The organism is Streptomyces sp. NPDC041940 (assembly GCF_055589465.1).
In genome coordinates, this window is record NZ_JBVJBP010000030.1 from 89,914 (window position 1) to 114,519 (window position 24,606).

General features: G+C 68.6%; 16 protein-coding genes and 1 pseudogene. 3 read left to right on the plus strand and 14 right to left on the minus strand.

The features are described 5' to 3' along the window. Positions 1-100: 100 nt before the first annotated feature. From dxs to ngcE, 8 genes are all read right to left on the minus strand, one after another. A complete protein-coding gene (dxs, locus tag ACZ6I3_RS36065; RefSeq protein ID WP_469420496.1) occupies positions 101-2,023 on the minus strand; it encodes a 1-deoxy-D-xylulose-5-phosphate synthase in 1,923 nt (640 codons plus the stop codon). Between the two features lie 188 nt (positions 2,024-2,211). Beyond that, positions 2,212-3,513, minus strand: coding sequence for a sugar ABC transporter permease (locus tag ACZ6I3_RS36070; protein WP_469420498.1), 1,302 nt, complete (start codon positions 3,511-3,513; stop codon positions 2,212-2,214). Beyond that, complete coding sequence (locus tag ACZ6I3_RS36075) at positions 3,510-4,301, minus strand: ATP-binding cassette domain-containing protein (RefSeq protein ID WP_391100768.1); 792 nt, start codon at positions 4,299-4,301, stop codon at positions 3,510-3,512. Before ACZ6I3_RS36075 ends, ACZ6I3_RS36070 begins: the two co-directional genes overlap by 4 nt. Positions 4,302-4,419: 118 nt before the next feature. Next, positions 4,420-5,526: an ABC transporter substrate-binding protein gene (locus ACZ6I3_RS36080; RefSeq protein WP_469420518.1), complete on the minus strand. Its 1,107-nt coding sequence runs from the start codon at positions 5,524-5,526 to the stop codon at positions 4,420-4,422. 133 nt (positions 5,527-5,659) lie between these two features. Beyond that, positions 5,660-6,871, minus strand: a complete 1,212-nt coding sequence (locus ACZ6I3_RS36085; protein ID WP_469420520.1) for an ROK family transcriptional regulator — start codon at positions 6,869-6,871, stop codon at positions 5,660-5,662. A 183-nt stretch (positions 6,872-7,054) separates the two neighbouring features. After that, a complete protein-coding gene (locus ACZ6I3_RS36090) occupies positions 7,055-7,978 on the minus strand; it encodes a carbohydrate ABC transporter permease (RefSeq protein WP_469420500.1) in 924 nt (307 codons plus the stop codon). Between the two features lie 3 nt (positions 7,979-7,981). Next, positions 7,982-8,908 (minus strand): carbohydrate ABC transporter permease, encoded by a 927-nt coding sequence (locus ACZ6I3_RS36095; protein WP_382495966.1) that lies wholly within the window; start codon positions 8,906-8,908, stop codon positions 7,982-7,984. Positions 8,909-8,949: 41 nt separating this feature from the next. After that, positions 8,950-10,404 carry an N-acetylglucosamine/diacetylchitobiose ABC transporter substrate-binding protein gene (gene ngcE, locus ACZ6I3_RS36100; RefSeq protein WP_469420502.1) on the minus strand — a complete coding sequence of 485 codons (1,455 nt, stop codon included), beginning with the start codon at positions 10,402-10,404 and terminating at the stop codon, positions 8,950-8,952. A gap of 367 nt (positions 10,405-10,771) precedes the next feature. Between ngcE and ACZ6I3_RS36105 the strand changes: the two genes are divergently transcribed. Together ACZ6I3_RS36105 and ACZ6I3_RS36110 are read left to right on the plus strand one after the other, a co-directional pair. Then, positions 10,772-14,569, plus strand: a complete 3,798-nt coding sequence (locus ACZ6I3_RS36105; protein ID WP_469420504.1) for a GH92 family glycosyl hydrolase — start codon at positions 10,772-10,774, stop codon at positions 14,567-14,569. Between the two features lie 20 nt (positions 14,570-14,589). Beyond that, entirely contained in the window at positions 14,590-16,566 is a 1,977-nt protein-coding gene (locus ACZ6I3_RS36110; protein WP_469420505.1) for an alpha-glucuronidase, read from the plus strand. Between the two features lie 9 nt (positions 16,567-16,575). Here ACZ6I3_RS36110 and ACZ6I3_RS36115 read toward each other — a convergent pair whose 3' ends face one another. The 5 genes from ACZ6I3_RS36115 to ACZ6I3_RS36135 are packed head-to-tail and all read right to left on the minus strand — an operon-like array spanning position 16,576 to position 22,876. Beyond that, positions 16,576-18,582: a beta-galactosidase gene (locus ACZ6I3_RS36115; protein WP_469420507.1), complete on the minus strand. Its 2,007-nt coding sequence runs from the start codon at positions 18,580-18,582 to the stop codon at positions 16,576-16,578. Then, a complete protein-coding gene (locus ACZ6I3_RS36120) occupies positions 18,579-19,262 on the minus strand; it encodes a hypothetical protein (RefSeq protein WP_469420509.1) in 684 nt (227 codons plus the stop codon). Before ACZ6I3_RS36120 ends, ACZ6I3_RS36115 begins: the two co-directional genes overlap by 4 nt. 54 nt (positions 19,263-19,316) lie before the next feature. Further along, positions 19,317-20,972, minus strand: coding sequence for an ABC transporter substrate-binding protein (locus ACZ6I3_RS36125; protein WP_469420510.1), 1,656 nt, complete (start codon positions 20,970-20,972; stop codon positions 19,317-19,319). Positions 20,973-21,017: 45 nt separating this feature from the next. Continuing rightward, positions 21,018-21,890 (minus strand): carbohydrate ABC transporter permease, encoded by an 873-nt coding sequence (locus ACZ6I3_RS36130; RefSeq protein ID WP_469420512.1) that lies wholly within the window; start codon positions 21,888-21,890, stop codon positions 21,018-21,020. Beyond that, complete coding sequence (locus ACZ6I3_RS36135) at positions 21,884-22,876, minus strand: ABC transporter permease (protein WP_469420513.1); 993 nt, start codon at positions 22,874-22,876, stop codon at positions 21,884-21,886. Before ACZ6I3_RS36135 ends, ACZ6I3_RS36130 begins: the two co-directional genes overlap by 7 nt. Before the next feature lie 232 nt (positions 22,877-23,108). Here ACZ6I3_RS36135 and ACZ6I3_RS36140 point away from each other — a divergent pair, with 232 nt between their 5' ends. Next, on the plus strand, positions 23,109-24,119 hold the full coding sequence (locus ACZ6I3_RS36140; protein WP_469420514.1) for an acetylxylan esterase: 1,011 nt from the start codon (positions 23,109-23,111) through the stop codon (positions 24,117-24,119). Between the two features lie 385 nt (positions 24,120-24,504). On the opposite strand, the pseudogene ACZ6I3_RS36145 reads toward ACZ6I3_RS36140, so the two are convergent. Next, positions 24,505-24,606: pseudogene (locus ACZ6I3_RS36145) on the minus strand (IS5/IS1182 family transposase); the annotation flags it as partial.

A 24,606-nucleotide genomic window follows, 5' to 3' on the forward strand; every position in this document is an offset into this window, starting at 1 on the left:
CACCATCCGTATGCCCCGGCATGGGCGCATTCACGCCAATGGGCCGGTTGCACCACCCTCATGGTGGGGAAACCGGCCCATCCGAACCCGTTCGGCCGTGTCAGTCGCGCACGGACTCCACGGACTCCACGGCACCGCCCTCGTACCGCCCGTCCAGCTTGGCGACCAGCCCGGTCACCTGCCGGGCGATGTCCGGCGCGGTGAGGCCGATCTCGGCGAGGATCTCGGCACGCGTGGCGTGGTCGAGGAAGCGCGGCGGGATGCCGAAGTCACGCAGCGGCACATCCACTCCCGCGTCGCGCAGGGCCTGCGCGATCGCCGATCCCACACCCCCGACCCGGCTGTTGTCCTCGACGGTGACGACCACGCGGTGCCGCTCGGCGAGCGGGGCCATGGCCTCGTCGACGGGCTTGACCCAGCGCGGGTCGACGACGGTGGCGGAGATGCCCTGCTTGTCGAGGAGCGCGGCGATCTCCAGGCACATCGGGGCGAGGGCGCCGACGGAGACCAGCAGCACGTCCGGCCGGTCCGTGCCGGGCTCGCGCAGCACGTCCATGCCGCCCACGCGGCCGACGGCGGGCACGGCGGGGCCGACGGCGCCCTTGGAGAAGCGGACCACGGTCGGCGCGTCGTCGACCGCGACGGCCTCGCGCAGCTGCGCGCGGACCTGGTCGGCGTCACGCGGCGCGGCGAGCCGCAGCCCGGGCACGACCTGGAGGATCGACATGTCCCACATGCCGTTGTGGGAGGCCCCGTCGGTGCCGGTGACACCGGCCCGGTCCAGCACGAAGGTGACACCGCACTTGTGCAGGGCCACATCCATCAGCACCTGGTCGAAGGCGCGGTTGAGGAAGGTGGCGTACACCGCGAACACGGGGTGCACTCCGCCCGTCGCCAGGCCGGCCGCCGACACGGCGCCGTGCTGCTCGGCGATGCCGACGTCGTAGACCCGGTCGGGGAAGCGCTTGGCGAACTTCTCCAGGCCCACCGGCTGGAGCATCGCGGCCGTGATGGCGACGACGTCCTCGCGCTCCTTGCCGAGTTCGACCATCTCGTCGCCGAAGACGGAGGTCCAGTCGGCGCCGGAGCTCTTGATCGGCAGGCCGGTGTCGGGGTGGATCTTGCCGACGGCGTGGAAGCGGTCGGCCTCGTCCTGGAGGGCGGGCTGGTAGCCGCGGCCCTTCTCGGTGAGGCAGTGCACGATGACCGGGCCGCCGAACCGCTTGGCCTTGGCGAGCGCGGACTCCAGGGCATCGAGGTCGTGGCCGTCGATCGGGCCGACGTATTTCAGGCCGAGGTCCTCGAACATGCCCTGCGGGGCGATGAAGTCCTTCAGGCCCTTCTTGGCGCCGTGCAGGGTGTCGTAGAGCGCCTGGCCGACGACGGGGGTGCGCTCCAGGACCTCCTTGGTGCGGGCGAGGAAGCGCTCGTAGCCGTCCGTCGTCCGCAGTGTCGCGAGGTGGTTGGCGAGGCCGCCGATGGTCGGCGCGTAGGACCGCTCGTTGTCGTTGACGACGATGACGAGTGGGCGGTCCCTGGCGTCGGCGATGTTGTTCAGCGCCTCCCAGGCCATGCCGCCGGTCAGGGCGCCGTCACCGATCACGGCGACCACGTGGTCGCCGCGGTCCATGATCTGGTTGGCCTTGGCGATGCCGTCGGCCCAGCCGAGGACGGTCGAGGCGTGCGAGTTCTCGATGACGTCGTGCTCGGACTCGGCCTGCGAGGGGTAGCCGGACAGGCCGCCCTTCATCTTGAGCTTGGAGAAGTCCTGACGGCCGGTGAGCAGCTTGTGGACGTAGGACTGGTGGCCGGTGTCCCAGAGGACCTTGTCCCTGGGCGAGTCGAAGACCCGGTGCAGGGCGATGGTGAGCTCCACCACGCCGAGATTGGGGCCGAGGTGACCGCCGGTCTTGGAGACCGCTTCGACGAGGAAGCTCCGAATCTCCTCCGCCAGCTGGTTCAGCTCCTCCAGGTTGAGCCGGTCCAGATCGCGCGGTCCCCTGATACGGGTCAGCAGCGGCACCCGTGCCTCCTTGCAGTAGAGCTGATCGAGCTGTTGCCGGGCGTGTCGAGTCTAATGTTCCGCTCCTGGGGACTGCGCCGAGGCCTTGGGGCATACATCACGCTTTCGGCTGTACCCAAGTTGTGCCACACCTACGACACAACTGTGCCCGGCACCTCTCGATGCCGGGCACAGGGGGGCCGTCGGTGTTACGCGCGGCCCGCGGTCTTCTGCGTCCTGCGTGTCACCGCGTCGATCACGACCGTGGCCAAGAGCACACCACCGGTGATCATGTACTGCACCGGAGAGGCGATGCCCTCCAGGGCGAGCCCGTACTGGATCGAGACGATCACCAGCACGCCGAGCAGCGCGTTCCACGTCCGCCCGCGACCGCCGAACAGCGACGTACCGCCGATCACCGCGGCGGCGATCGCGTTCATCAGCAGGTCACCGCCGCCCGCGCCCTGGTTCGCCGCGGCGATCTTCGACGCGATGAACAGGCCGCCCACCGCGGCGAACGTCCCGGAGATCGCGAACACCGAGATCCGGACCAGCTCCACGTTGATGCCGGCCCGGCGCGACGCCTCGACGCTGCCGCCGAGCGCGAACACCTTCCGCCCGTACGCCGTGCGGCGCAGCACGAAGTCCGTGACCAGGAGCACCACGATGAAGATCACCACGGCCAGCGGCAGGCCCTTGTACTGGTTGAAGACGATCGCGACGGCGAAGGCGAGGACCGCGAGCAGTGCCGTCCGCACCACCGTCTCGCTCAGCGGCTGCGAGGGCACGCCGGCGGCCTCGCGCCGCCGGTTGCCGAGGAAGGAGCTGAGGAAGTACCCGGCGGTCACCACCGCGGCGAGACCGTAGGCGGCGGCCACGTCGGAGAAGTAGTAGCTGGTCAGCTGGGCCACGACCCCGTCCGGGTCGAGGTTGATCGTGCCGTTGTCGCCCAGGATCTGGAGCATGAAGCCGTTCCAGAACAGCAGGCCGGCCAGCGTGACGGCGAACGCGGGGACGCCGATCTTCGCGAAGAAGAAGCCGTGCAGCGCGCCGGCGACCGTGCCGGTGACGATGGCCAGCGCGAAGGCCAGCCATTCGTTCATGCCGTTGGTGACGTTGAGCACGGCGAAGCTCGCGCCCGCCACACCGCTGACCGAGCCGACCGACAGGTCGATCTCGCCGAGCAGCAGCACGAACACGATGCCGACGGCGATCATGCCGGTGCCGACCATGGCGACGGACATGTCGGACAGGTTGCCCGCGGTGAGGAAGTTGGAGTTCAGGCTCTGGAAGATGATCCAGATGATGGCCAGGCCGACGACCACCGGGATGGAACCCAGGTCACCGGACTTCATCTTCCGCTTGAACTCGGTGACGTAGCCCGCGAATCCCTGCTCGCGCACCAGCAGCCGGGGGTCGACGACCGTGACGGCGGCCTTGGCCGCCTCGGGGTTCGCCACGACGTGGTCTTCGGGGGCTCCCGGAGCCTCGGAGGTCTTGTCGATGCTCACTTGGAAACCTCCCCGTTCGTGCGCGCCGCACGGCGGGTCACGGCGTTGTCGGTGGCGCCGGTGATGGCGGAGATGATCTCTTCCTGCGAGGTCGACTTGACCTCGAAGATGCCGTTGTTGCGCCCGAGGCGCAGCACGGCGACCTTGTCGGCGACGGCCTTGACGTCGGCCATGTTGTGGCTGATGAGGATGACGGCGTGGCCGCGCTCGCGCAGCCGCTCGACGAGGTCGAGGACCTGGGCGGTCTGCTCGACGCCGAGGGCGGCGGTGGGCTCGTCGAGGATGACCAGCTTCGGCTCGCCGAGCATGGACCGGGCGATGGCCACGGTCTGGCGCTGGCCGCCGGAGAGCGAGGCGATCGGGATGCGCACGCTGGGGATGCGGATCGACAGCGTGTGGAGGAGCTCGCGGGAGCGGCGCTCCATCTCCACCTCGTCCAGGACGCCGCGCTTGCGGATCTCCCGGCCCAGGTAGAGGTTGCCGACGACGTCGATGTTGTCGCACAGCGCGAGGTCCTGGTAGACGGTCGCGATGCCCAGGTTCTGGGCGTCGTGCGGCTTGTTGATCTGGACGGACCTGCCGTCCCATTCGATGACGCCCTCATCGATGGGGTGCACGCCGGCGATCGTCTTGACCAGCGTGGACTTTCCGGCGCCGTTGTCGCCCACCAGGGCGACCACCTCACCGGCGTGGACCTCAAGCTCTACGTCGGTGAGCGCCTGTACGGCACCGAACCGCTTGGAGACCCCGCGCAACGCCAGCACGGGCGTAGCGGACACGTGAACCATCTCCTTCGCCGCCTGACCGGCGGGAGGTTGTGCAGAAAGTGTGGGAGGAGTGATCACTCCGGCGCCCCGCGTAGCTTGCGGGGCTGGTGTGCGGGGCGCCGGAGGAACTCGGGGTGGACTACTGGAGGCCGATCTTGTCGCACGCGGCCTTGTACTTGCCGGTGCAGATCTCGCTCACGGTGTAGATGCCGTCCTTGATGACGGTGTCCTTGATGTTGTCCTTCGTCAGCGAGACGACCGGGACGAGGACGGAGGGGACGGCCTTGGTGGTCGGGCTGTCGACCTTGTCCTTGGCGATGGAGTCGAGCGACTTGCCCTGGGCGAGCGCGACGGCCATCTCCGCGGCGACGTCGGCCTCCTGCGGGTAGGGCTTGTAGACGCTCATGTACTGCTCACCGGTCACGATGCGCTGCACGCCCGCGAGTTCGGCGTCCTGGCCGGTGACCGGGACGTCGGCGATGCCGGCGGCCTTCAGGGCCGTGATGATGCCGCCCGCCATGCCGTCGTTGGCGGAGTAGACGCCGACGATCTTGTCCTTGCCGAGGGCGGAGATGGCGCCCTCCATGTTGGAGTTGGCGTTCTCCGGCTTCCACTCCTTGGTGTCGTACTCGCGGCCGACCTTCACCTTGCCGTCGAGGACGGAGTGCGCGCCCTCCTTGAACAGGGCGGCGTTGGGGTCGGTGGCCGACCCGTTCATCATGACGATCTGGCCGTCCTTGGCCTTGGAGCCCAGGGCCTTCAGCAGGGCCTCGCCCTGGGTCTTGCCGACGGTGACGTTGTCGAACGAGGTGTAGGCGTCGATCGGGCCCTCGGCCAGGCGGTCGTAGGCGACGACGGGGATGCCGGCGTCCTTGGCCTTCTTCACCGAGCCGGCGATGGCCTTGGAGTCCACCGCGTCCACGATCAGCACGTCGACCTTGTTGGAGATCATCGTGTCGACCTGCTGGTTCTGCTTGGCCGCGTCCTGGTTGGCGTTGGCGTAGACGACCTCGCCCTTGTCGCTGGTGAGTTCCTTGACCTTCTTCTCGATGAGCACCCGGTCGAACTTCTCGTAGCGGGCGGTCGCGTTCTCCGGAAGGAGCAGGGCGACCTTGATGTCGTCGCCCTTCTTCGTGGACCCGGACCCACTGGAATCGGCGTTGTCGCCGGACTCCTTGGCGCTGCCACAGGCAGCAAGCGAAACGGCCATCGCACCGGCGGCGATCGCAACAGCGGCGCGACGCATACGCGTGTTCACTTCAGAAACCTCCCTGACGAGGCCGCGACATTGCGGCCGAGGTGGCTGGAAGTCAACTCGGCCACACGTGCGACGTCAAGAAGTAAATCCTTAACGAGATGGCAACGGTGCCATCCGTTCTCTAAGTGAAGGCGGGCGCGGCAGCCTGCAGGACCCCAGGGGCAGTTCCGTCCAAAAGCGTCGAATCACCCATCTCGCTGAGGGCGAGAGCGAGCGCTCCGAGGACCTCCGCACGGCCGCCGAGGGCGCCCGGGAGCACGGACAACTGCCGGGCGGCACTGGGGATCGCGTACCGTCCCACGGACTCCCGGATGGGCCCGAGCACCAGCTCACCGGCCTCGGCGAGATCACCGCCGAGGACCACGCGGCTCGGGTTCAGCAGATTGCAGAGGTTGGCCACGCCGCTGCCGATGTGGCGGCCGACGTCGGCGACCACCCGACGGCAGCCCGGGTCCCCGTCCCGTGCGAGCCTCACGACGCCTTCCATCGTCAGGTCGGTTCCGTGACTGGACTGCAGGAGCGGGAGCACGTAGCGCGCGGCCGCGAAGGTCTCCAGGCAGCCGCGGTTTCCGCAGCGGCAGACCGGGCCGGACTCGTCGAGAGTGATATGTCCGATCTCCCCGGCCGTACCGCCGGGACCGCGGTAGATCTTCCCCTCGATCACCAGACCGGCGCCGACACCGCTGGCGACCTTGATGTACGCCAGGTCGCGCACCCCGCGGCCACTGCCCCAGACCATCTCGCCGAGGGCCCCGAGGTTGGCGTCGTTGTCCACGTGCACCGGCACGCCGAGCCGCCCCCGCAGTTCCTCGGCGGGCTTGGTGCCGGTCCAGCCGGGCAGGATGGCGGTCGAGCCGAGGGTCCCCGACTCGACGTCGATGGGCCCGGGCACGCCGAGACCGACCCCGGCGATCTTGGACCGGTCGACCCCGGTGGCCTCGATCAGCCGGCTGACCAGTTGTTCCGCCCGGTCGAAGCCCTGCGTCGAGGAGGCGTCCACGTCCAGCGGCTCGGACTCCTCGGCGAGCACCTGGTGGGCGAGGTTCCCCACCGCGACGCGCAGGTGGGTGTGCCCGAAGTCGACTCCTATGACGATCCCGGCGTCCCCGCTGAGCGAGACGCTGCGGGCCCGGCGCCCGCCCGCGGAGGTGGGCGTGACCTCGACGGTGCCGCCGTCCTTCAACTCCCGGACGATGTTGGAGACCGTCGCCGCGGACAGGCCCGTCGTCCGCGCGATCTCGGCCTGGGTGAGGGAGCCCGCCAGACGCACGGCCCGTACGACCCGCTCCAGGTTGGCTCGGTGCAGCGACGACTGCGACCCCGGAGTCTCCACGACGACCTCCTGCGCGCGGGGCCGCTTCGATGAGACCCCGTCCATGTCCAACTAGTGAACTCTAAGCTGAGCTGTTCGGGTCGCCTCCCGTCAAGAGGTTGAACCGTTTCCGGGTCCATGGACACACGCCTGCACGCCGCCCCCGCAAACGGGAGCGGCGTGTACGCGAGCGAACGCGCAGGGTTATTTGAGGGCGCCGGCCGTCAGCCCCTGCACCACCTGCCGCTGGAAGACGATGTACGCGGCGAGCACCGGCAGCATCGCCATCACCAGGCCCGCGAAGAGACCCGACCAGTCGCCCTTGTAGCCCTGGCTGACCGCCAGCTGCACGAGGCCCTGGGTGAGGACGCGCTTGTCCGGGTCCGTGTTGAGGACCGTGGGAAGCATGTACTGGTTCCACTGGCCCAGGAAGTTGAAGATGCCGACGCTGACCAGGCCCGGCTTGGCCATGGGCAGCATGATCTGGAAGAACGTACGGCTGTGGGAGGCGCCGTCGACGAAGGCCGCCTCCGCGATGGACGTCGGCAGGGTCCGGAAGAACGCCGTCAGGAAGAACACCGTGAAGGGCAGCGAGTAGGCGATGTAGACCAGGATCAGCCCGTGGATGGTGTTCAGCAGGCCCATGTTGTTCACGACGTAGAAGAGCGGGACCAGCGCGAGCATGATCGGGAAGCTCATGCCGCCGATGAACAGGAAGTAGATGAAGCGGTTGCCCGGGAATTCGAAGCGGGCCAGGACGTAGGCCGCCATCGACCCGAGCACCAGGGTTCCGACGAGCGAACCACCCACCACCAGCACGGTGTTGAGGAAGTAGTCGCTCATGTTGGCCTCGGTCCACGCCCGCGACCAGTTGTCGAAGTGCAGCGTGTCCGGCAGCGACCAGGGCGAGGAGAAGATGGACCGGTCGTCCTTGAAGGACGTCATCACCGCCCACAGCAGCGGCATCACCACCATGAAGGCCCAGATGACGAGGACGCCGTGGGAGAAGACGTTGAGGACCGTGCCTTCCTTCCTCGCCTTCCGCGGCGGGCCCGGCGGGACGTCCTCCTTGGTGACGGGCGCGCCGGACTCGGCCGGGAGAGGAGCGGGGGTTTCGGTCGTCTTCATTGATCAGTACTCCAGCCGCTCGCGACGGCCCAGCCGCATCACCACGGCGGCGAAGGCCAGCGTGACGACGAGCAGGGCGACACCGATGGTGGTGGCGTAGGCGGCCTGCCCGTCACGGAACGCCTTCTGGTACACGTACAGGACCATGACGGTGGTCGAGTAGTCGGGACCGCCCGGCCCGGTCGTCATGATCTGCACGACCGCGAAGGACTCGGCGCCCAGGGCGAGGATGCCCATGTAGACCCAGCCGGACTGCACGGTGTCCCACAGCAGCGGCAGGGTGACGCGGAAGAAGGTCGTGGCGCGGCCCGCCCCGTCCAGCAGGGCCGCCTCGTACATCTCCGCCGGGATGGAGGCCATCCCGGCGGAGAAGAGCACCACGAAGAAGCCGACCGTGGACCAGACGAGCACCGCCATCACGGCCCACAGCGCGAGGTCGGGGTCGCCCAGCCACAGCGGCTGGACGTCGTCGAGACCGATCCCGCGCAGGATCGAGTTGATCGCACCGCTGTCCGGGTTGTACGCGAACGCGAACAGCAGCGCGACGATGGCGATGGACAGCACCTGCGGAAAGAAATAGACGATCTTGTAGAACGAGGAGCCCCGGACGCCGGTGACCACCGGTCCGTTTCTCCGTTTTCTGCCGCCCACATTGATCATGAAGGCGAAGAACAGCGCCAGGCTGATCGTCACGACCGGCAGCAGAAGCGCGAACAGCAGACTGTGCTGCAACGACTTCCAGAAGATCTCGTCGTCGAGCAGCCGGCTGTAGTTGTCGAAGCCGACCATCTTGAATTCGGGGCTCAGGCCGGTCCAGTCCGTGAACGAGTAGTAGATGGACTGGATGAACGGCCAGACCACGAAAAGCGCGTACAGGCCGAGGGGCAACGCGAGGAAGCCCACGATGAACCGGTACTTGCCGTGCTGCATCGCCACTCCGGTGCCGTTGCGGAAATGAGTTTCCGGTGCCGTTACTGGTGCTTGTAGTGCTTGATGGAGTCGTCCTTGGCGGCCTCGTCGGCGAAGCCCTGGATCTTCTTGATGGCCTCGGCCGGGGTGAGGCGGCCGGCCATCATCTCGCCCAGACCGGACACGCCGATCTTCTCCTTCTGCAACTGCACGTACCAGTCCTGGAGACGGGGATTCACCACGTTGTCGCCGGCCTTCTCCAGGGCCGCGACGCCCGACTTCAGGCCCGGGGTGAGGGCGATGCCGTCGGTGCCGCCGTTGTAGGCGGTCAGCGACTTCACCTTGCTCGTGAAGTTCTTCGAGGACGCCTCGCTGAGCATGATGCGCAGCTGCTCCATGCCGCCCTCGGCGTTCTTCGCCTTGGACGGGACGATGAAGGGCTCGCCTCCGGAGGCCCAGATGGTGCCGAAGGGCAGCTTGTCGGAGGAGTCGATTCCGGTGGGCGCCGAGACGGAGAGGGCGAAGTCCTTCGGGATGACGTTGGCGGACTCGTTCTCCACCCAGGAGCCGTTCGGGATGAACAGCGCCTTGCCCTGGGCCCAGGCGGTCTGCGACTGGATGTGGTCCAGACCGGGGGTGCCCTTGAGGACGTAGCCCTTCTTGAAGAGCTCGTAGTAGGCCTCGAAGCAGGCCTTGACAGCCGGGTGCTTCCAGGCGTTGGGCTCCAGGTTGTCGATGGCGTCCAGGACCTCGACGCCGCCGACCTTGCCGATCATCGGGTAGAGCGAGAAGGGGAGGTAGTACGGGTACTTGCCCGCGTACGTCCAGCCCGCCATGCCCTTCTTCTTGGCCTTCGCGCAGACCGCGAGCATCTGGTCCCAGGTCTCGGGGTACTGCTCGTCGAGCGAGTCCAGGGCCTTCTGCGAGTACCAGACGCCGTAGACCGTGTAGGCGTAGTAGAAGATCCAGACCTTCTCGCCGTCGAACTGGCCCATCTCGACGATGCCGGGGCGCAGCGTGTCGCGCACCTTCTTGCCCGGGTCGTCGTAGGAGGGCGCGTCCAGCAGCGGGGTGAGGTCGGTGAGCTGGTCCTTGCCGACCAGGACGCCCATGTCCATCTGCTCGGCGCCGGAGTTGTCGATGAGGTCCGGCGGGGTGCCCTGGTTGAAGCGGGGCTGGAGCGTGGACTGGATCTTCTGCGTGGCGGAGAACTTCACCTGCACCTTGGGGAAGTTCTTCTCGTAGATCTTCACCGCGTCCTCGGCGTACTCCTTGCCGAAGCCGCCGTCGAACAGGACGAATTCCATGCCCGCGGTGTCATTGACACCGAGCGGGTTCTTCGCGGTCTTCTTGCCGGCCTTGGCCTTGTCCCCGCTGTCGTCGCCGCCGCTGCTGGCGCAGGCGGACAGGAAGCTCATCGTCGGTACGGAGATCAGCCCGAGCGCGGCGGACCTCTTGATCAGATCACGGCGGCCGACACCCTCGGTGCCGTGGTTCTCGGCGGAAGTGGATCCCATGCTCAAGTCCTCGCCTTCTCCAGGACTCAGGCGGTGAACCGGATCCTCCCCGGCACCGCGATCGGGTCACGCTGGGTCGTGCAGGAAGTGCGGGTGATGACGTGCGGATGGTGTGAAGCGCCCGACAGGTATAGTCCACTTCCCGCCAGCGGATCAAGATCGAACACAAGGTTGGCCGCGGGTCTTATCCGAGTTGAGACCTCACGGAAAGCCGAGCGGTCCGTGTGCTCCTCGGCGGAAATATCCTGGCCGTCACCCCCGGATGCCACAACCAACACCCTTGACACTGCCTGACACTTGGGCAACTACTGGTCCTTGCGCATCGAAGCTGACAACGTTGTCCACTGCGCAGGGAGGGTACCCGTTGATGCAGCGGAAAGCTCGGCACAGATGGGGTTCGGCGGTCGTGTCGGCGACCGCCTTCACTTTGGCCCTGAGCTCACAGGGCGTTGCGGTCGCACTGCCCCAAGCCCCCGAGACCCCCGACCGGAGGTTCGCTTCCTCTTTCGAGCCGGACGACCCGGTTCCGGACTGGTTGAACACCGTCGACACCGCGCCCGACGGCAGCAAGCGTGCCTCGGGTGTCGACGGCGGCTACAGCAGCGGCATACCGGGCAATGTGACCGACCATGTCACCGACGTCCGGGCCGGCGGCGAGAACACGGGCGGGGGTGAGGTGAAGGAGAACCTCGTCGACGGCGAGCCGAGCACCAAGTGGCTCACCTTCGAGCCCACCGGCTGGGCCGAGTTCGACCTGGACAAACCAGTCAAACTGGTGCGTTACGCACTGACGTCGGCCAACGACCACGACGAGCGCGACCCGAAGGACTGGACCCTGAAGGGCTCCGCCGACGGCAAGGGCTGGAAGACCCTCGACACCCGCTCCGGCGAGTCCTTCTCCGAGCGGTTCCAGACGAAGACGTACGACATCGCGGAGCCCGCCGAGTACCGGCACTTCCGGCTCGACATCACCGGCAACAACGGCGGCGGCATCCTCCAGCTCGCCGACCTCCAGCTGTCCACGGGCGGCGGCGAGGGGCCCGTCCCGCAGGACATGCTCTCCCTCGTCGACCGCGGCCCGAGCGGCTCCCCCACCGCCAAGGCGGGCGCCGGGTTCACCGGGAAACGGGCCCTGCGCTACGCCGGCCGGCACACCGCCGAGGGCCAGGCCCACTCGTACAACAAGGTCTTCGACGTGAACGTGGCCGTCGGCCGGAACACGGAGCTGGCCTACCGGATCTTCCCGTCGATGGCGGACGGCGACCTCGACTACGACGCGACGCACGTCTCCGTCGACCTCGCCTTCACCGACGGCACCCAGCTGAGCGAGCTGCGCGCCACCGACCAGCACGGCTTCCCGCTGACGCCGCGGGGGCAGGGCGAGGCGAAGATCCTCTACGTCAACCAGTGGAACGACGTGGCCTCGCGGATCGGGTCGGTGGCGGCCGGGAAGACCGTGGACCGGATCCTGGTGGCGTACGACTCCCCGAAGGGCCCGGCGAAGTTCCGGGGCTGGCTCGACGACGTGACCCTCGACTCCGTCGCCCCCGAGCGCCCGAAGGCGCATCTGTCGGACTACGCGGTGACGACCCGCGGCACCAACTCCAGCGGCGGCTTCTCGCGGGGCAACAACTTCCCGGCGACGGCGGTGCCGCACGGCTTCAACTTCTGGACGCCGGTGACCAACGCGGGCTCGCTGAGCTGGTTGTACGACTACGCGCGATCCAACAACTCCGACAACCTGCCGACGATCCAGGCGTTCAGCGCGAGCCACGAGCCGAGCCCCTGGATGGGCGACCGGCAGACCTTCCAGGTGATGCCGTCCCTCGCCACCGGCACCCCTGACCTCGGCCGGGAGGCACGGGAGCTGGCCTTCCGGCACGAGAACGAGACCGCCCGGCCCTACTACTACGGGGTGCGGTTCGAGAACGGCCTGAAGGCCGAGATGGCGCCGACCGACCACGCGGCGGCCCTGCGCTTCACCTACCCCGGCGACGAGGCAAGCGTCCTCTTCGACAACGTCACCGACCAGGCGGGCCTGACCCTCGACAAGGAGAACGGGATCGTCACCGGCTACTCGGACGTGAAGTCCGGGCTGTCGACGGGGGCGACCCGGCTGTTCGTCTACGGCACGTTCGACAAGCCGGTGACCGAGGGCTCGTCGTCCGGCGTGAAGGGCCACCTGCGCTTCAAGGCCGACGACCGGACCGTCACCCTGCGCCTGGCGACCTCGCTGATCAGCGTCGACCAGGCGAAGGACAACCTCCGCCAGGAGATCCCGGACGGCACGTCCTTCGAGGCCGTGAAGAAGAGTGCCCAGCGGCAGTGGGACCGGCTGCTCGGCAAGGTGGAGGTCGAGGGCGCGACACCGGACCAGCTGACGACGCTGTACTCCAGCCTCTACCGGCTGTACCTGTACCCGAACTCCGGGTTCGAGAAGGTCGGCGGGAAGCACCAGTACGCCTCGCCCTTCTCCCCCATGCCGAACCCGGACACCCCGACCCACACCGGCGCGAAGATCGTCGACGGGAAGGTGTACGTCAACAACGGCTTCTGGGACACCTACCGCACGACCTGGCCGGCCTACTCCTTCCTCACGCCGAGCAGGGCGGGCGAGCTGGTCGACGGGTTCGTGCAGCAGTACAAGGACGGCGGCTGGACCTCGCGCTGGTCCTCCCCCGGCTACGCGGACCTCATGACGGGCACGTCCTCGGACGTGGCGTTCGCGGACGCGTACGTCAAGGGCGTCGACTTCGACGCGAAGGCGGCGTACGACGCGGCCGTGAAGAACGCGACGGTCGTCCCCCCGAACCCGGGCGTCGGCCGCAAGGGCATGACCACCTCCCCCTTCCTCGGCTACACCAGCACCGAGACGCACGAGGGCCTCTCGTGGGCGCTGGAGGGCTATCTCAACGACTACGGCATCTCCCGCATGGGCCGAAAGCTGTACGAGGAGACCGGCGAGCGGCGCTACAAGGAGGAGTCGGAGTACTTCCGGAACCGCGCCCAGGACTATGTGAACCTCTTCGACGCGAAGGCCGGCTTCTTCCAGGGCAAGGACGCCAAGGGCGACTGGCGGGTCGAGTCCTCGAAGTACGACCCGCGGGTCTGGGGCCACGACTACACCGAGACAAATGGGTACGGATACGCATTTACCGCCCCACAGGACAGCCGGGGTCTGGCGAATCTGTACGGCGGCAGGAAGGGGCTCGCCGACAAGCTCGACGACTACTTCTCCACGCCGGAGACGGCCTCCCCGGAGTTCGTCGGCTCCTACGGCGGTGTCATCCACGAGATGACCGAGGCGCGGGACGTGCGGATGGGCATGTACGGGCACTCCAACCAGGTCGCCCACCACGCGATCTACATGTACGACGCGGCCGGGCAGCCCTGGAAGGCGCAGAAGAACGTCCGCGAGGTGCTGTCGCGCCTGTACACGGGCAGTGAGATCGGCCAGGGCTACCACGGCGACGAGGACAACGGCGAGCAGTCGGCCTGGTACCTGTTCTCCGCACTCGGCTTCTACCCGCTGGTGATGGGCAGCGGCGAGTACGCGATCGGCTCACCGCTGTTCAGGAAGGCGACCGTGCATCTGGAGAACGGGCGCGAGCTGGTGGTGAAGGCGCCGCGGAACAGCGCGCGGAACGTGTACGTGCAGGGGCTGAAGGTCAACGGCCGGACCTGGACGAGCACCTCGCTCCCCCACTCCGTGGTCGCCAGGGGCGGTGTCCTGGAGTTCGAGATGGGCCCGCGGCCGTCGTCCTGGGGCACGGGCAAGCACGCCGCACCCGTGTCGATCACCCGGGACGACCAGGTGCCGACACCCCGCGCGGACGTACTGAAGGGCGAGGGCGCCCTGTTCGACGACACGTCGGCGACGGACACGGCGGTGACGTCCGTGGATCTGCCGGTCCCGGAGGGCGCCGAGGCGGTCCAGTACACCTTGACGTCGTCGTCGGACCGGGCGAAGGCGCCGACCGGCTGGACGCTCCAGGGCTCCTTGGACGGTGAGACCTGGCGGACGCTGGACCGGCGCTCCGACGAGTCCTTCGCCTGGGACAGGCAGACCCGCGCGTTCACGGTGAGGTCACCGGGTACGTACGAGAAATACCGCCTGGTCCTCGACGGCGAGGGCACCCTGGCGGAGGTCGAACTGCTCTCCTGAGCAATCGAGTTGGGGGTCTCATGCCGCTTCCCGTGCCCGTCCTGCCCGAGGGTGTCGACCCGGCCTGGCTGCCGCCCGCGGCCTTCCGGGCGATCGGCGGCCGGCGGACGCTGATCCGTGGGTCGGGCCCGCTGGTGGAGACGGTGCACGGGGAGGTGGCTCAGGCCTGCCGGCGGTTCGGGGGCCGGGTCGTGCGCGACGCCGAGCAGGAGGGCGGCGCGTACGACCTGGTCCTCGACCTCGGCGTGCATGACCTCGGTGACGAGGACTTCACGGTCGCCCGGGAGGCCGGTACGACGACCGTCACAGCCGTCGGCGGACGCGGGCTGCTCTACGGCCTCTTCCACGTCGTACGGCTCGGGGAAGCGGTGTTCACCGCCGAGCGGGCGCGGGAGACCCATCGCCCCGCCCTCGCCCTGCGCATGCTCGACCACTGGGACAACGTCGCCGTGCACCCGGTGATGGGCCAGGTGGAGCGCGGGTACGCGGGCGGCTCGCTGTTCTGGGAGGACGGGCGAGCGCGCGGGGACCTGGAGCGGATGCGGGCGTACGGCAGGCTGCTGGCGGCCTGCGGGATCAACGCCGTCGCCGTCAACAACGTCAATGTGCACGAGACCGAGGCACGTCTGCTGACCGACCGGATCGGCGAGGTCGCCGCGATCGCCGATGCGCTGCGGCCCTACGGGATCCGCACCCACCTGTCCGTGTCCTTCGCCGCGCCGGTGGTGCTCGGCGGGCTGCCCACGGCCGACCCGCTGGACGAGGCCGTGCGCGGCTGGTGGGCCGAGGCCACGGGGGCGGTGTACGAGGCGATCCCCGACTTCGGCGGGTACGTGGTGAAGGCCGACTCGGAGGGCCAGCCGGGGCCGTTCGCGTACGGCCGCAGCCACGCCGACGGGGCGAACCTGCTGGCGGCCGCGCTGGAGCCGTACGGCGGCACGGTGCACTGGAGGGCGTTCGTCTACGACCACTGCCAGGACTGGCGGGACCGGCGGACGGACCGGGCCCGGGCCGCTTACGACCACTTCGTGCCGCTGGACGGGGCGTTCGCCGACAACGCCGTGCTCCAGGTCAAGCACGGGCCGGTCGACTTCCAGGTGCGCGAGCCGGTCTCACCGCTGATCGGGGCGATGCCCGGCACCCGGCTGGCGGTGGAGCTGCAGATCACCCAGGAGTACACCGGGCAGCAACGGCATGTGTGCTGGCTGGGTCCGATGTGGAGCGAGGTGCTGCGCTTCCCGGCCGAACAGGGTTCTTCTGTCGGCGAGTTGGCGCGGGGCGGGCTGATCGCCGTGTCCAACGCCGGCGACGACCCGTTCTGGACCGGGCATCCCCTCGCCCAGGCGAACCTCTACACCTTCGGACGGCTGGCCTGGCGGCCGGACGCCGAGCCGGGCGAGGTGCTCGACGAGTGGATCGGGCTCACCTTCGGACCGGGGCCGGAGGCAGGGCTGCACGCCGTGCTCGACGGCTCGTGGCGGACGTACGAGAAGTACACCGCTCCCCTCGGCGTGGGCTTCATGGTGCAGCCGGGGCACCACTACGGGCCGAACGTGGACGGCTACGAGTACAGCCCCTGGGGGACCTACCACTTCGCCGACCGGGACGGCATCGGGGTGGACCGCAGCGTGGCGACCGGCACCGGGTACGCCGGGCAGTACGCCAAGCCGTGGGCCGAGCTGTACGAGTCGCCGGACACCTGCCCCGACGAGCTGTTGCTGTTCTTCCACCACGTGGCGTACGGGCACACCCTGCACAGCGGCAAGACGGTGATCCAGCACATCTACGACACGCACTTCGAGGGCGTGGCGGACGTCGAGGAGGCCCGGGAGGTGTGGGCCTCGCTGGCCGGGCTGGTGGATCCCGTGCGCCACGCGCGGGTGGCGGAGCGGTACGAGGAGCAGCTCCGCAGTGCCCGCGAGTGGCGCGACCAGATCAACAGCTATTTCCTGCGCAAGTCCGGGGTGCCGGACGGGCGGGGGCGGCGCATTTACTGAAAGGCGAACTCACTGAAGGATCGCCACACCCAGGGGATCGAGGACCAGGGGTTCGCCCTGGTCCACGCGCTTGCCGGTGAGCAGGTCGGTGGCGGTGGTGTGGGCGGTGAGACGGGCGGGCTCGGGGGCGTGGTTGAGGAGGAAGAGCAGGCGGGTGCCGTCGGGGGTGACACGGGTGGCCGTCTCGACCGCCGGGTGGCCGGCGTAGGGGCTGAGCAGGTCGTGGCGGGTCAGGATCCGGCGGACGATCTCGTCGACGCCCGGCTGGTCGAGGGCGGTGGCGACGTACCAGCCCTCGCCGTCGCCGTAGGGGTGGCGGGTGACCGCGGGGGTGCCCGCGTAGAAGTCGGTGCCGTAGGTGGCGACCGGTTCGGCGCCGCGCGGCCGCACGATCTCGAAGACGAGCCGTGCCTCGGCCGACAGCTCGGGGACGGGCTGGACGAACTCCGCTGGCCGGGCGTCCCATTCGTCGACGCGGACGCCCATGAGGGGCGCGAGCGGGCCGGGGACGTCGGTGAGGAACGCGCGGTCGTGTTCGTCGACGCGGCCGGAGAGGAAGGTGGTCAGGACGGTGCCGCCGCGTGCGGCCACGGCTTCGAGGCGGGCCGCCAGGTCGCCCTTGATCATGTACAGCGCGGGCGCGAGCACCACGTCGTAGGGCGTGAGGTCGGCCGTCTGCGGGATCACGTCCACGTCGGCGCCGGCCTCGCGGGCCGCCCGGTAGTAGGCGTGGACCACGTCCGGGTACTTGACCAGCCGGGACGGGCCGTCTGAGATCTCCAGGGCCCACCAGCTGTCCCAGTCGAAGAGGAGGGCGATGCGGGCCGGGGTGCGGGCGCCCAGTGTCCGGCCGCCCAGGGACTCCAGCTCCGCTCCCAGTTCGGAGACTTCGCGGAAGACGCGGGTGTCGTCGCGGCCCGCGTGGCCGATGACCGCCCCGTGGTACTTCTCGCAGGCACCGCGTGAGGCGCGCATCTGGAAGTAGAGGGCGGCGTCCGCGCCATGGGCGAGGGCCTGGAAGGTGGCGAGGCGGAGCTCACCGGGACGCCGCAGCGGGTTGACGTCACGGCAGGCGGTGGTGGAGGGCGTGTGCTCCATCAGCCAGAAGGGGGCACCGTCCTTCAGGCCGCGCATCAGGTCGTGGGCGAGGGCGGGCCGGGTCGGCGGGGCGTCGAGGGGCGGGTAGCTGTCCCAGGACGCGAAGTCGAGGTGGGGCGCCCAGCGGTGGTAGTCGAGGGGGCGAAAGGTGCCCATGAAGTTGGTGGTGACGGGCGTGTCGGGGTCGTGGGCGCGGATCACCTCCTTCTCGGCGAGGAAGCAGCCGAGGAGGGCGTCGGTGGTGAAGCGGAAGTAGTCGAGGGTGATGCCCTGGAACGCGGTGTGGTCGGGGCCGCGCCAGTGCTCGGTGAGGGCGTTGGGCGGCTCGATCTCGTCCCAGTCGGTGTAGCGGTGCGACCAGAAGGTGGTCCACCAGGCGTCGTTGAGGGCGTCGAGGGTGCCGTGCCGGTCGCGGAGCCACTCCCGGAACGCCTCGGCGCACAGGTCGCAGTAACAGACCCCGCCGTACTCGTTGTTGATGTGCCAGGCGAGCAGGGCCGGGTGGTGCGCGTACCGTTCGGCGAGGCGGGCGGCCATCGAGGTGGCGTGCTCGCGGTACGCCGGTGAGCTGGGGCAGAAGTTGTGGCGCTGGCCGTAGCGGTGGCGGCGGCCCTCGAAGTCGGTGCGGTTGACCTCCGGGTGCCGCTTGGCGAGCCAGGGCGGGAGGGCGGCGGTGCCGGTGGCCAGACAGATCTGCCGGCCCTCGGCGGCGGCCCGGTCCAGGATGCGGTCCAGGACCGTGAAGTCGTAGCTGTCCGGGGCCGGTTGGGTGAGGGACCAGGTGAAGACGCCGACGGTGAGCGTGTCGATGCCGGCCCGGGTGAACAGGCGGTGGTCGTCGTCCTGGACGTCCTCGGGCCACTGCTCGGGGTTGTAGTCGCCGCCGTACGGGATCTTCGGGGTGCGGGGCGCGGTCATGCCGTGAACTCCTCCTGGGTCTCGGTGATCACCGTGCGGCTGCCGTGCAGCAGGGACAGCAGCAGCGGGGCGGCCAGCAGGGCGGGCAGGGCCTCGGTCAGCAGGGCGGTCAGCGCGGCCGTCAGGATCAGCAGGGAGGCGGCGGCGAGGGTGGCGCGGCCGTGCCGGAGCAGGAAGTACCCGGCGAGGCGGGCGGTGTCCCGGGCGCGGAAGGCGAAGAGCGAGGTGAGGACGAGGGCGTGCGCGCCCCAGAGGAGGGCGCCCGCTCCGATCGCCGCGAGCAGCAGCGCCCACCAGCCGGGCAGGCCGGTGGCGGAGAAGTGGGTGAGGGTGAAGGCGATGACCGTCAGCCAGGCCAGCAGGGGCGTCCACAGCTTCAGGGCCGGTACGGCGTTGAGCCGCAAGCCGCGCAGGTAGGCGCGGGCCGGGTGCAGTGCGGTGAGGTCGCGGCTGCGGTGGTGGAGGGCGTAGAGCGCGGCGGACAGGGCCGGTCCGAGGGGCAGCAGGCACAGGGCCGCGAGCGGGAGGTTGGCCGGGTCGGGGCCGAGCAGGAGCAGGCCTGCCAGGCCCGGTGAGGCGGTGAGGAGCAGCAGCGCCTCGACGGTCAGGACGGTGTGGATCAGGGCGGAGGCACGGGAGAGGGCGCCGGTGCCGAAGTCGGAGGTGCGGACGGTGCTCATGCCGTCACCTCCCGGCCGGGCAGGCGCCGCTCGGCTCATCGGGGACGCGGAGGATCACCCGTTCTCCTTCCTGAACCGCTCGTACGCCTTGTTGTGCAGGTCGACGAGCTGCTGCATGTTCTTCGACTTCAGCTCGGAGAGGTAGGCGTCCCACTGGGACAGCGGGCGCTTGCCGAGGACGAACTGGAGGGTGTTCTGGATGACGGTGTCCTTGAGGGGGGTGTCCCAGAGGGTCGCCTGTTCCTGCTCGAAGGACTGGAGCGGGTGGGCCGGGTCGATGGGCAGTTGCTCGCGCTGCGCCATGGCGTCCTGGAACTTCTTCTCGTCCGGGCTGAACGAGGAGGAGACCAGGTCCCAGCTGCCGCCGTAGGTGAAGACGCCGTTGAAGAAGCCGTAGTCCTTCTGGAGGTCCTTCGGAGCGTCCGGGTCGGAGCCCATGAGGGAGATGCCGGGCTTCAGCTCGTAGCCGCCGCCGGAGCCGGTGTAGGTGACGCCCTCGACGCCCCACTTGCAGAACTTCTGGCCCTCGTCCGAGTACCAGAGCCAGTCGAGGAACTGCATCATCGCGACGAAGCTGTCGCTCTTGAGGGCCTTGCTGGAGACCATGACGCCGTTCTCCAGACGACTGCCGCCCAGCACCACGGGACCGGCGGGCCCGAGGGGCACCGGCACCATCTCGATCTTCGCGCCCTTGACCTGCTTCTCCAGGTTGTAGCGGTAGTTCTGCACAAGCACCTGGGGATTGGCGCTCATCGCGAAGCACTTCTCGGCGAGGAGCTTCTGCTCGGCCTGGTCGTCGGTCTGGCTGAAGCTCTCGGGGTCCATGAGCTTCTCGGCGACAAGCTTGCGCAGGTACTCGACCATCTGACGGTAGGAGTCCTGGGCGCCGGTGAAGACGTACTTCCCGGCCTTGTGGTCGAAGCTGATGTTGTCGTACGTCCAACCGGCTTTGACACCGAACGCCTGGCCGAGATACATGAATAGCGCTCCGCACGGGAACGGGGTGTTGGTGCTCCAGCGGTCGGAGAAGGGGTACTTGCCGGGGTACTCCTCCTTGAGCGCCTTGAGGACGTCGTACACCTCGTCCCAGCTGGTGGGCAGGGTCAGCCCGTGCTTGTCGAGGACGTCCGTGCGGAAGGACAGCGAGTAGCCCGACTTGGCCTTCTCGTGCAGGCCGGGCAGCAGGTAGTACTTGCCGTCGGACTGGCGGATGGAGTCAAGTTCGGGCTCCAGCTTCCACTTGCGCACCTTGTCACGGAAGTTGGGCATCAGCTTCACGTACTCGCTGACCGCGAGGATCGCGCCCGAGGAGACGAAGGCGACCTCCGAGGGGTGGTACGTCTTCGGGATCAGGAACGGGGCGTCCCCGGCCCCGATGAGGACGCTGCGCTTCTTCTCGTAGTCGGCCAGCGGGACGTCGACCGGCTTGAGGGTGACCCCGGTGCGCTTGGTGAGCTCCTTCCAGAACAGCCAGCCGTCCTTCATCGGGTAGACGGGGTTGTTGTTGTGCAGCATCGAGAAGGACAGCGGCTTGGCCGCCTTGAACTGCTGCCCGGCCCGGTAGTTCTTCATCGCGCCGTTCTGCTTCTTGGACAGGTCCTTGGAGTCGCCCCCGTCCTCGCCGCTGCCGCAGCCGGTGACCGTGGCAAGGCCTATGAAACCGGCGGCGGCGAGTATCTGGCGCCGCGAGAGCTGTCCTGCGTTGTTCACGGGAATCCCCTTGTTCCGTCGGTCAGTCGAGGAGAGGTGCGGCGGTCAGCCCTTGACCGCGCCGAGCATCACGCCCGAGACGAAGTAGCGCTGGACGAACGGGTACACGCAGAGGATCGGCAGGGCGGTGAGGACGATGGTCACCGACTGGATGTTCGCGGCGACCTGGCTGAGCTGCTCGGTGCCCGCGCCCGCGTTGCCGCCGCCCGTGGCGCCCTGGATCAGGTTGCGGAGGTAGACCGTGACCGGCATCAGATCGGTCCGGTCCATATAGAGGAACGCGCTGAACCAGGAGTTCCAGAAGGACACCGAGTAGAAGAGCACCATCGTCGCGACGACCGCCTTGGACAGCGGCAGGACGATCCTGAGCAGGATGCCGTACGTGCTCAGGCCGTCGATCTGCGCGGCCTCCTCCAGCTCGGTCGGCAGATTCTCGAAGAAGGCCTTCATCACCAGCAGGTTGAAGACGCTGATCGCGTTCGGCAGGGCGATCGCCCAGACACTGTTCTTCAGGCCGAGGCTGGTGACCAGGATGTAGTTCGGGATCAGACCGCCGGTGAAGAACATCGTGAACACGGCGACACCGACGAGCACGCCCCGGCCCTTGAGGTTCTTCTTCGACAGCACATAGGCGTAACACGTCGTCAGCACCATGGCCACGGCCGTCGCGACGACCGTGTACAGCACGGTGTTCCCGTAGTTCCGCCAGAACATCTCGTCCCGGAACACGATCTTGTACGTGGTGAGGTTGAACCCCTTGGGCAGCAGGGTCACCTCACCGGCCCGGATCTGCCGCTCCCCGCTGAAGGACCGCGCGAGGATGTTGGTGAAGGGATACAGCGTCACCAGCACGACCAGGGTGAGGACCACTCCGTTGACACCCTGGAAGACCCGGTAGGAACGACTCGGCTTCACCACAGGCTCGTCCCCACTGTCCGACGCGAGAGCTGGTTGGCGGAGGTGATGAGGACCAGGCCGATGATCGCCTCGAACAGCCCGATGGCGGCGGCGTAACTGAAGCTGTTGGACTCCACGCCGGCCCGGTAGACATACGTCGAGATCACGTCGGCCGTCGGATACGTCAGCGGGTTGTACAGCAGCAGCACCTTCTCGAAGCCGACCACCATGAACGTGCCGATGTTGAGGATCAGCAGCGTGACCATGGTGGGCCGGATGCCGGGCAGGGTGACGTGCCAGATCTGCTGCCAGCGGTTGGCACCGTCGATGCGCGCCGCCTCGTACAGGTCCTCGTCGATCGTGGTGAGCGCGGCGAGGTAGAGGATCGTGCCCCAGCCGGCGGTCTGCCAGATCTCCGAGCCGACGTAGATGGTGCGGAACCACTCGGGTTCCTGGATGAAGCGGACCGGTTCGTGCCCGAGCCAGCCGAGGACGTGGTTGACGGGGCCGTCACTGGCGAGCATCTGCATCGTGATGCCCGCGACGATCACGATCGACAGGAAGTGCGGAAGGTACGACACCGACTGCACGAACCGCTTCAGGGAGCGCCGGCGCACCTCGTTGAGCAGCAGCGCCAGCACGATCGGGACCGGGAAGCAGAACAGCAGCGTGAGCCCGCCCATCCACAGCGTGTTCCGGAACACCTGCCAGAAGGTGGGGTCGCTGAGGAACATCTCCACATAGCGCAGCCCCACCCACTCCTCGCCGAAGATCGACCCTCCGGGCTCGAAGCGGCGGAAGGCGATCACGTTGCCGATCATCGGCAGATAGCGGAAGACCAGGAAGAACAGCAGCGGCAGGATCGCCAGCGAGTACAACTGCCAGTCACGGCGCAGCGCCCGCCGCCAGCCGGTCCGGGCGGAAACCCGGGTGCCGCGTCGGGGTGCGGCCCGTGCCGGAGGCGGGTCCTGGGTGCCCGGCGGGGCCGACGTGGTGGACGTGCTCATTGCTCGGGCCTCCCGTGGGCAAGGGACGCGGAACCGAAACTTTCGAGCTCTTACCGGTAACTTCGCGGCAACCTAAGGGCAGCAGAAAGCGCTGTCAATGGGTGCTGCGGCAGTCGGGCGGGACGTCTGTGCCGCGTTGGAGTCGCGTCGAACCTGGGTAGACCCCGGACATCTGCCGCCCTTGGTCCGTCGCAAGTTTCTGGATGACCACCGACTCCTGCGAGGTGCCGCTGTGCCCGCGTTCGACCTGCCGCTGACGGAACTGGAGCGCCACCGCCCGGACTTGGCGGAGCCCGCCGACTTCGACGCGTTCTGGCTGAGCACGCTGAAGGAGGCCGGGCAGACGGATCCGCTGGTGTCTATGCGGCCGGTGGAGACGGGCCTCCGGCTGACACGGACCTGGGACGTGACGTTCCGGGGCTTCGCGGGCGACCCGGTGCGGGCGTGGTTCAGCCGCCCCGCCGGAGTCGACGAACCCCTGCCCGCCGTGGTCGAGTTCGCCGGGTACGGGCGCGGGCGCGGGCTTCCGCACGAGCGTCTGACGTGGGTCAACGCGGGGTACGCGCATCTGCTCATGGACAACCGCGGCCAGGGCGACCAGTACGGCTGCGGTGGCGACACCCCGGATCCGCACGCCGCGGCACCGGGCGGGCCCGGGCCTGCCGTGCGCGGGCTGCTCGCCCCCGAGGACTATCACTACCGGCGCCTGATCACCGACGCGGTGCGGGCGGTCTCGACGGTCCGGGTGCTGCCCGGCGTAGACGCCGCGCGGATCGTCGCGGCCGGCAACAGCCAGGGAGGCGGGGTGGCGTTGGCAGTCGCGGGGCTCGTCCCCGACCTGGCGGCGTTGCTGGTCACGGCGCCCCTGCTGTGCGGGATCCGACGGGCGCTGGACCTCACGGACGCGGGGCCGTACGGGGAGATCGCCGCGTATCTGTCCGTCCATCGGGGCGCCGAACGCGAGGCCTATCGCACGCTGTCGCACATGGAGGGCACCTCCTTCGCCCGCCGGGCCTCGGCTGCCGCCCATTTTGGGGTGGGGTTGCGGGATGTGGTGTGTCCGCCTAGTGGGGTGTATGGGGCGTTCAATGTCTATGGGGAGTTGGCGGGGGCGGGGGCGGGGTCAGGCCCTGTGAAGGAGATCCATTCCTATCCGTTCAACGGGCATGAGGGTGGGGATGCGGTGCAGGTGCGGCGTCAACTGGGGTGGGTGGCGGGGGTGGTTGGGGGTGGTGCGTCGTAGGGTGCGATGCCGGTTCAGAGGCACCTTGAGACTTGGCCGACGCAACAAGTAGAGCTCGCTCACGGTGCAGTGAGTCAGCCCGGCCCCCGGTCCACAAACAACCATCCGAGCACGACCCGGTCTGGGGGTGCGGGTGCTGCGGCCCTCACGGGGCCTACCTGCTACCTGTCAACAGATGGAGCCACGGGCCAAGACCCGTGCGCCTGTCAAGGCCCCCGGGCTTCTCCAGGCAGCCGTCTACTTTTGGCGTGTCGCTACGGCCCCAAGCGCTGGACGCGCCGAGCCAGGAGGCCTCGGCGCGCACGCGCTGATGCCCGGACAGCGCCTTGGGCTCCTGAGGTAAGGCAGAGGATGGCTGTCGCCGACACCCGCCTTAGACGTCATTTCAGTTGGTGAGTCGGCGGTGACATATGAGGGTCGCTGCGATGGCGGTGAAGGCGAGGAAGTGTTCGGGCTTGCGTTCGTAGCGGCGGTGAAGTCGGCGGCA

Bases quoted from the DNA above. Each gene is read 5' to 3' on its own strand.
- ACZ6I3_RS36075 (WP_391100768.1), bottom strand. From the start codon at position 4,301: ATGGTTCACGTGTCCGCTACGCCCGTGCTGGCGTTGCGCGGGGTCTCC.
- ACZ6I3_RS36080 (WP_469420518.1), bottom strand. From the start codon at position 5,526: ATGCGTCGCGCCGCTGTTGCGATCGCCGCCGGTGCGATGGCCGTTTCG.
- ACZ6I3_RS36090 (WP_469420500.1), bottom strand. From the start codon at position 7,978: ATGAAGACGACCGAAACCCCCGCTCCTCTCCCGGCCGAGTCCGGCGCG.
- ACZ6I3_RS36095 (WP_382495966.1), bottom strand. From the start codon at position 8,908: ATGCAGCACGGCAAGTACCGGTTCATCGTGGGCTTCCTCGCGTTGCCC.
- ngcE (WP_469420502.1), bottom strand. From the start codon at position 10,404: ATGGGATCCACTTCCGCCGAGAACCACGGCACCGAGGGTGTCGGCCGC.
- ACZ6I3_RS36105 (WP_469420504.1), top strand. From the start codon at position 10,772: ATGCAGCGGAAAGCTCGGCACAGATGGGGTTCGGCGGTCGTGTCGGCG.
- ACZ6I3_RS36110 (WP_469420505.1), top strand. From the start codon at position 14,590: ATGCCGCTTCCCGTGCCCGTCCTGCCCGAGGGTGTCGACCCGGCCTGG.
- ACZ6I3_RS36115 (WP_469420507.1), bottom strand. From the start codon at position 18,582: ATGACCGCGCCCCGCACCCCGAAGATCCCGTACGGCGGCGACTACAAC.
- ACZ6I3_RS36120 (WP_469420509.1), bottom strand. From the start codon at position 19,262: ATGAGCACCGTCCGCACCTCCGACTTCGGCACCGGCGCCCTCTCCCGT.
- ACZ6I3_RS36135 (WP_469420513.1), bottom strand. From the start codon at position 22,876: ATGAGCACGTCCACCACGTCGGCCCCGCCGGGCACCCAGGACCCGCCT.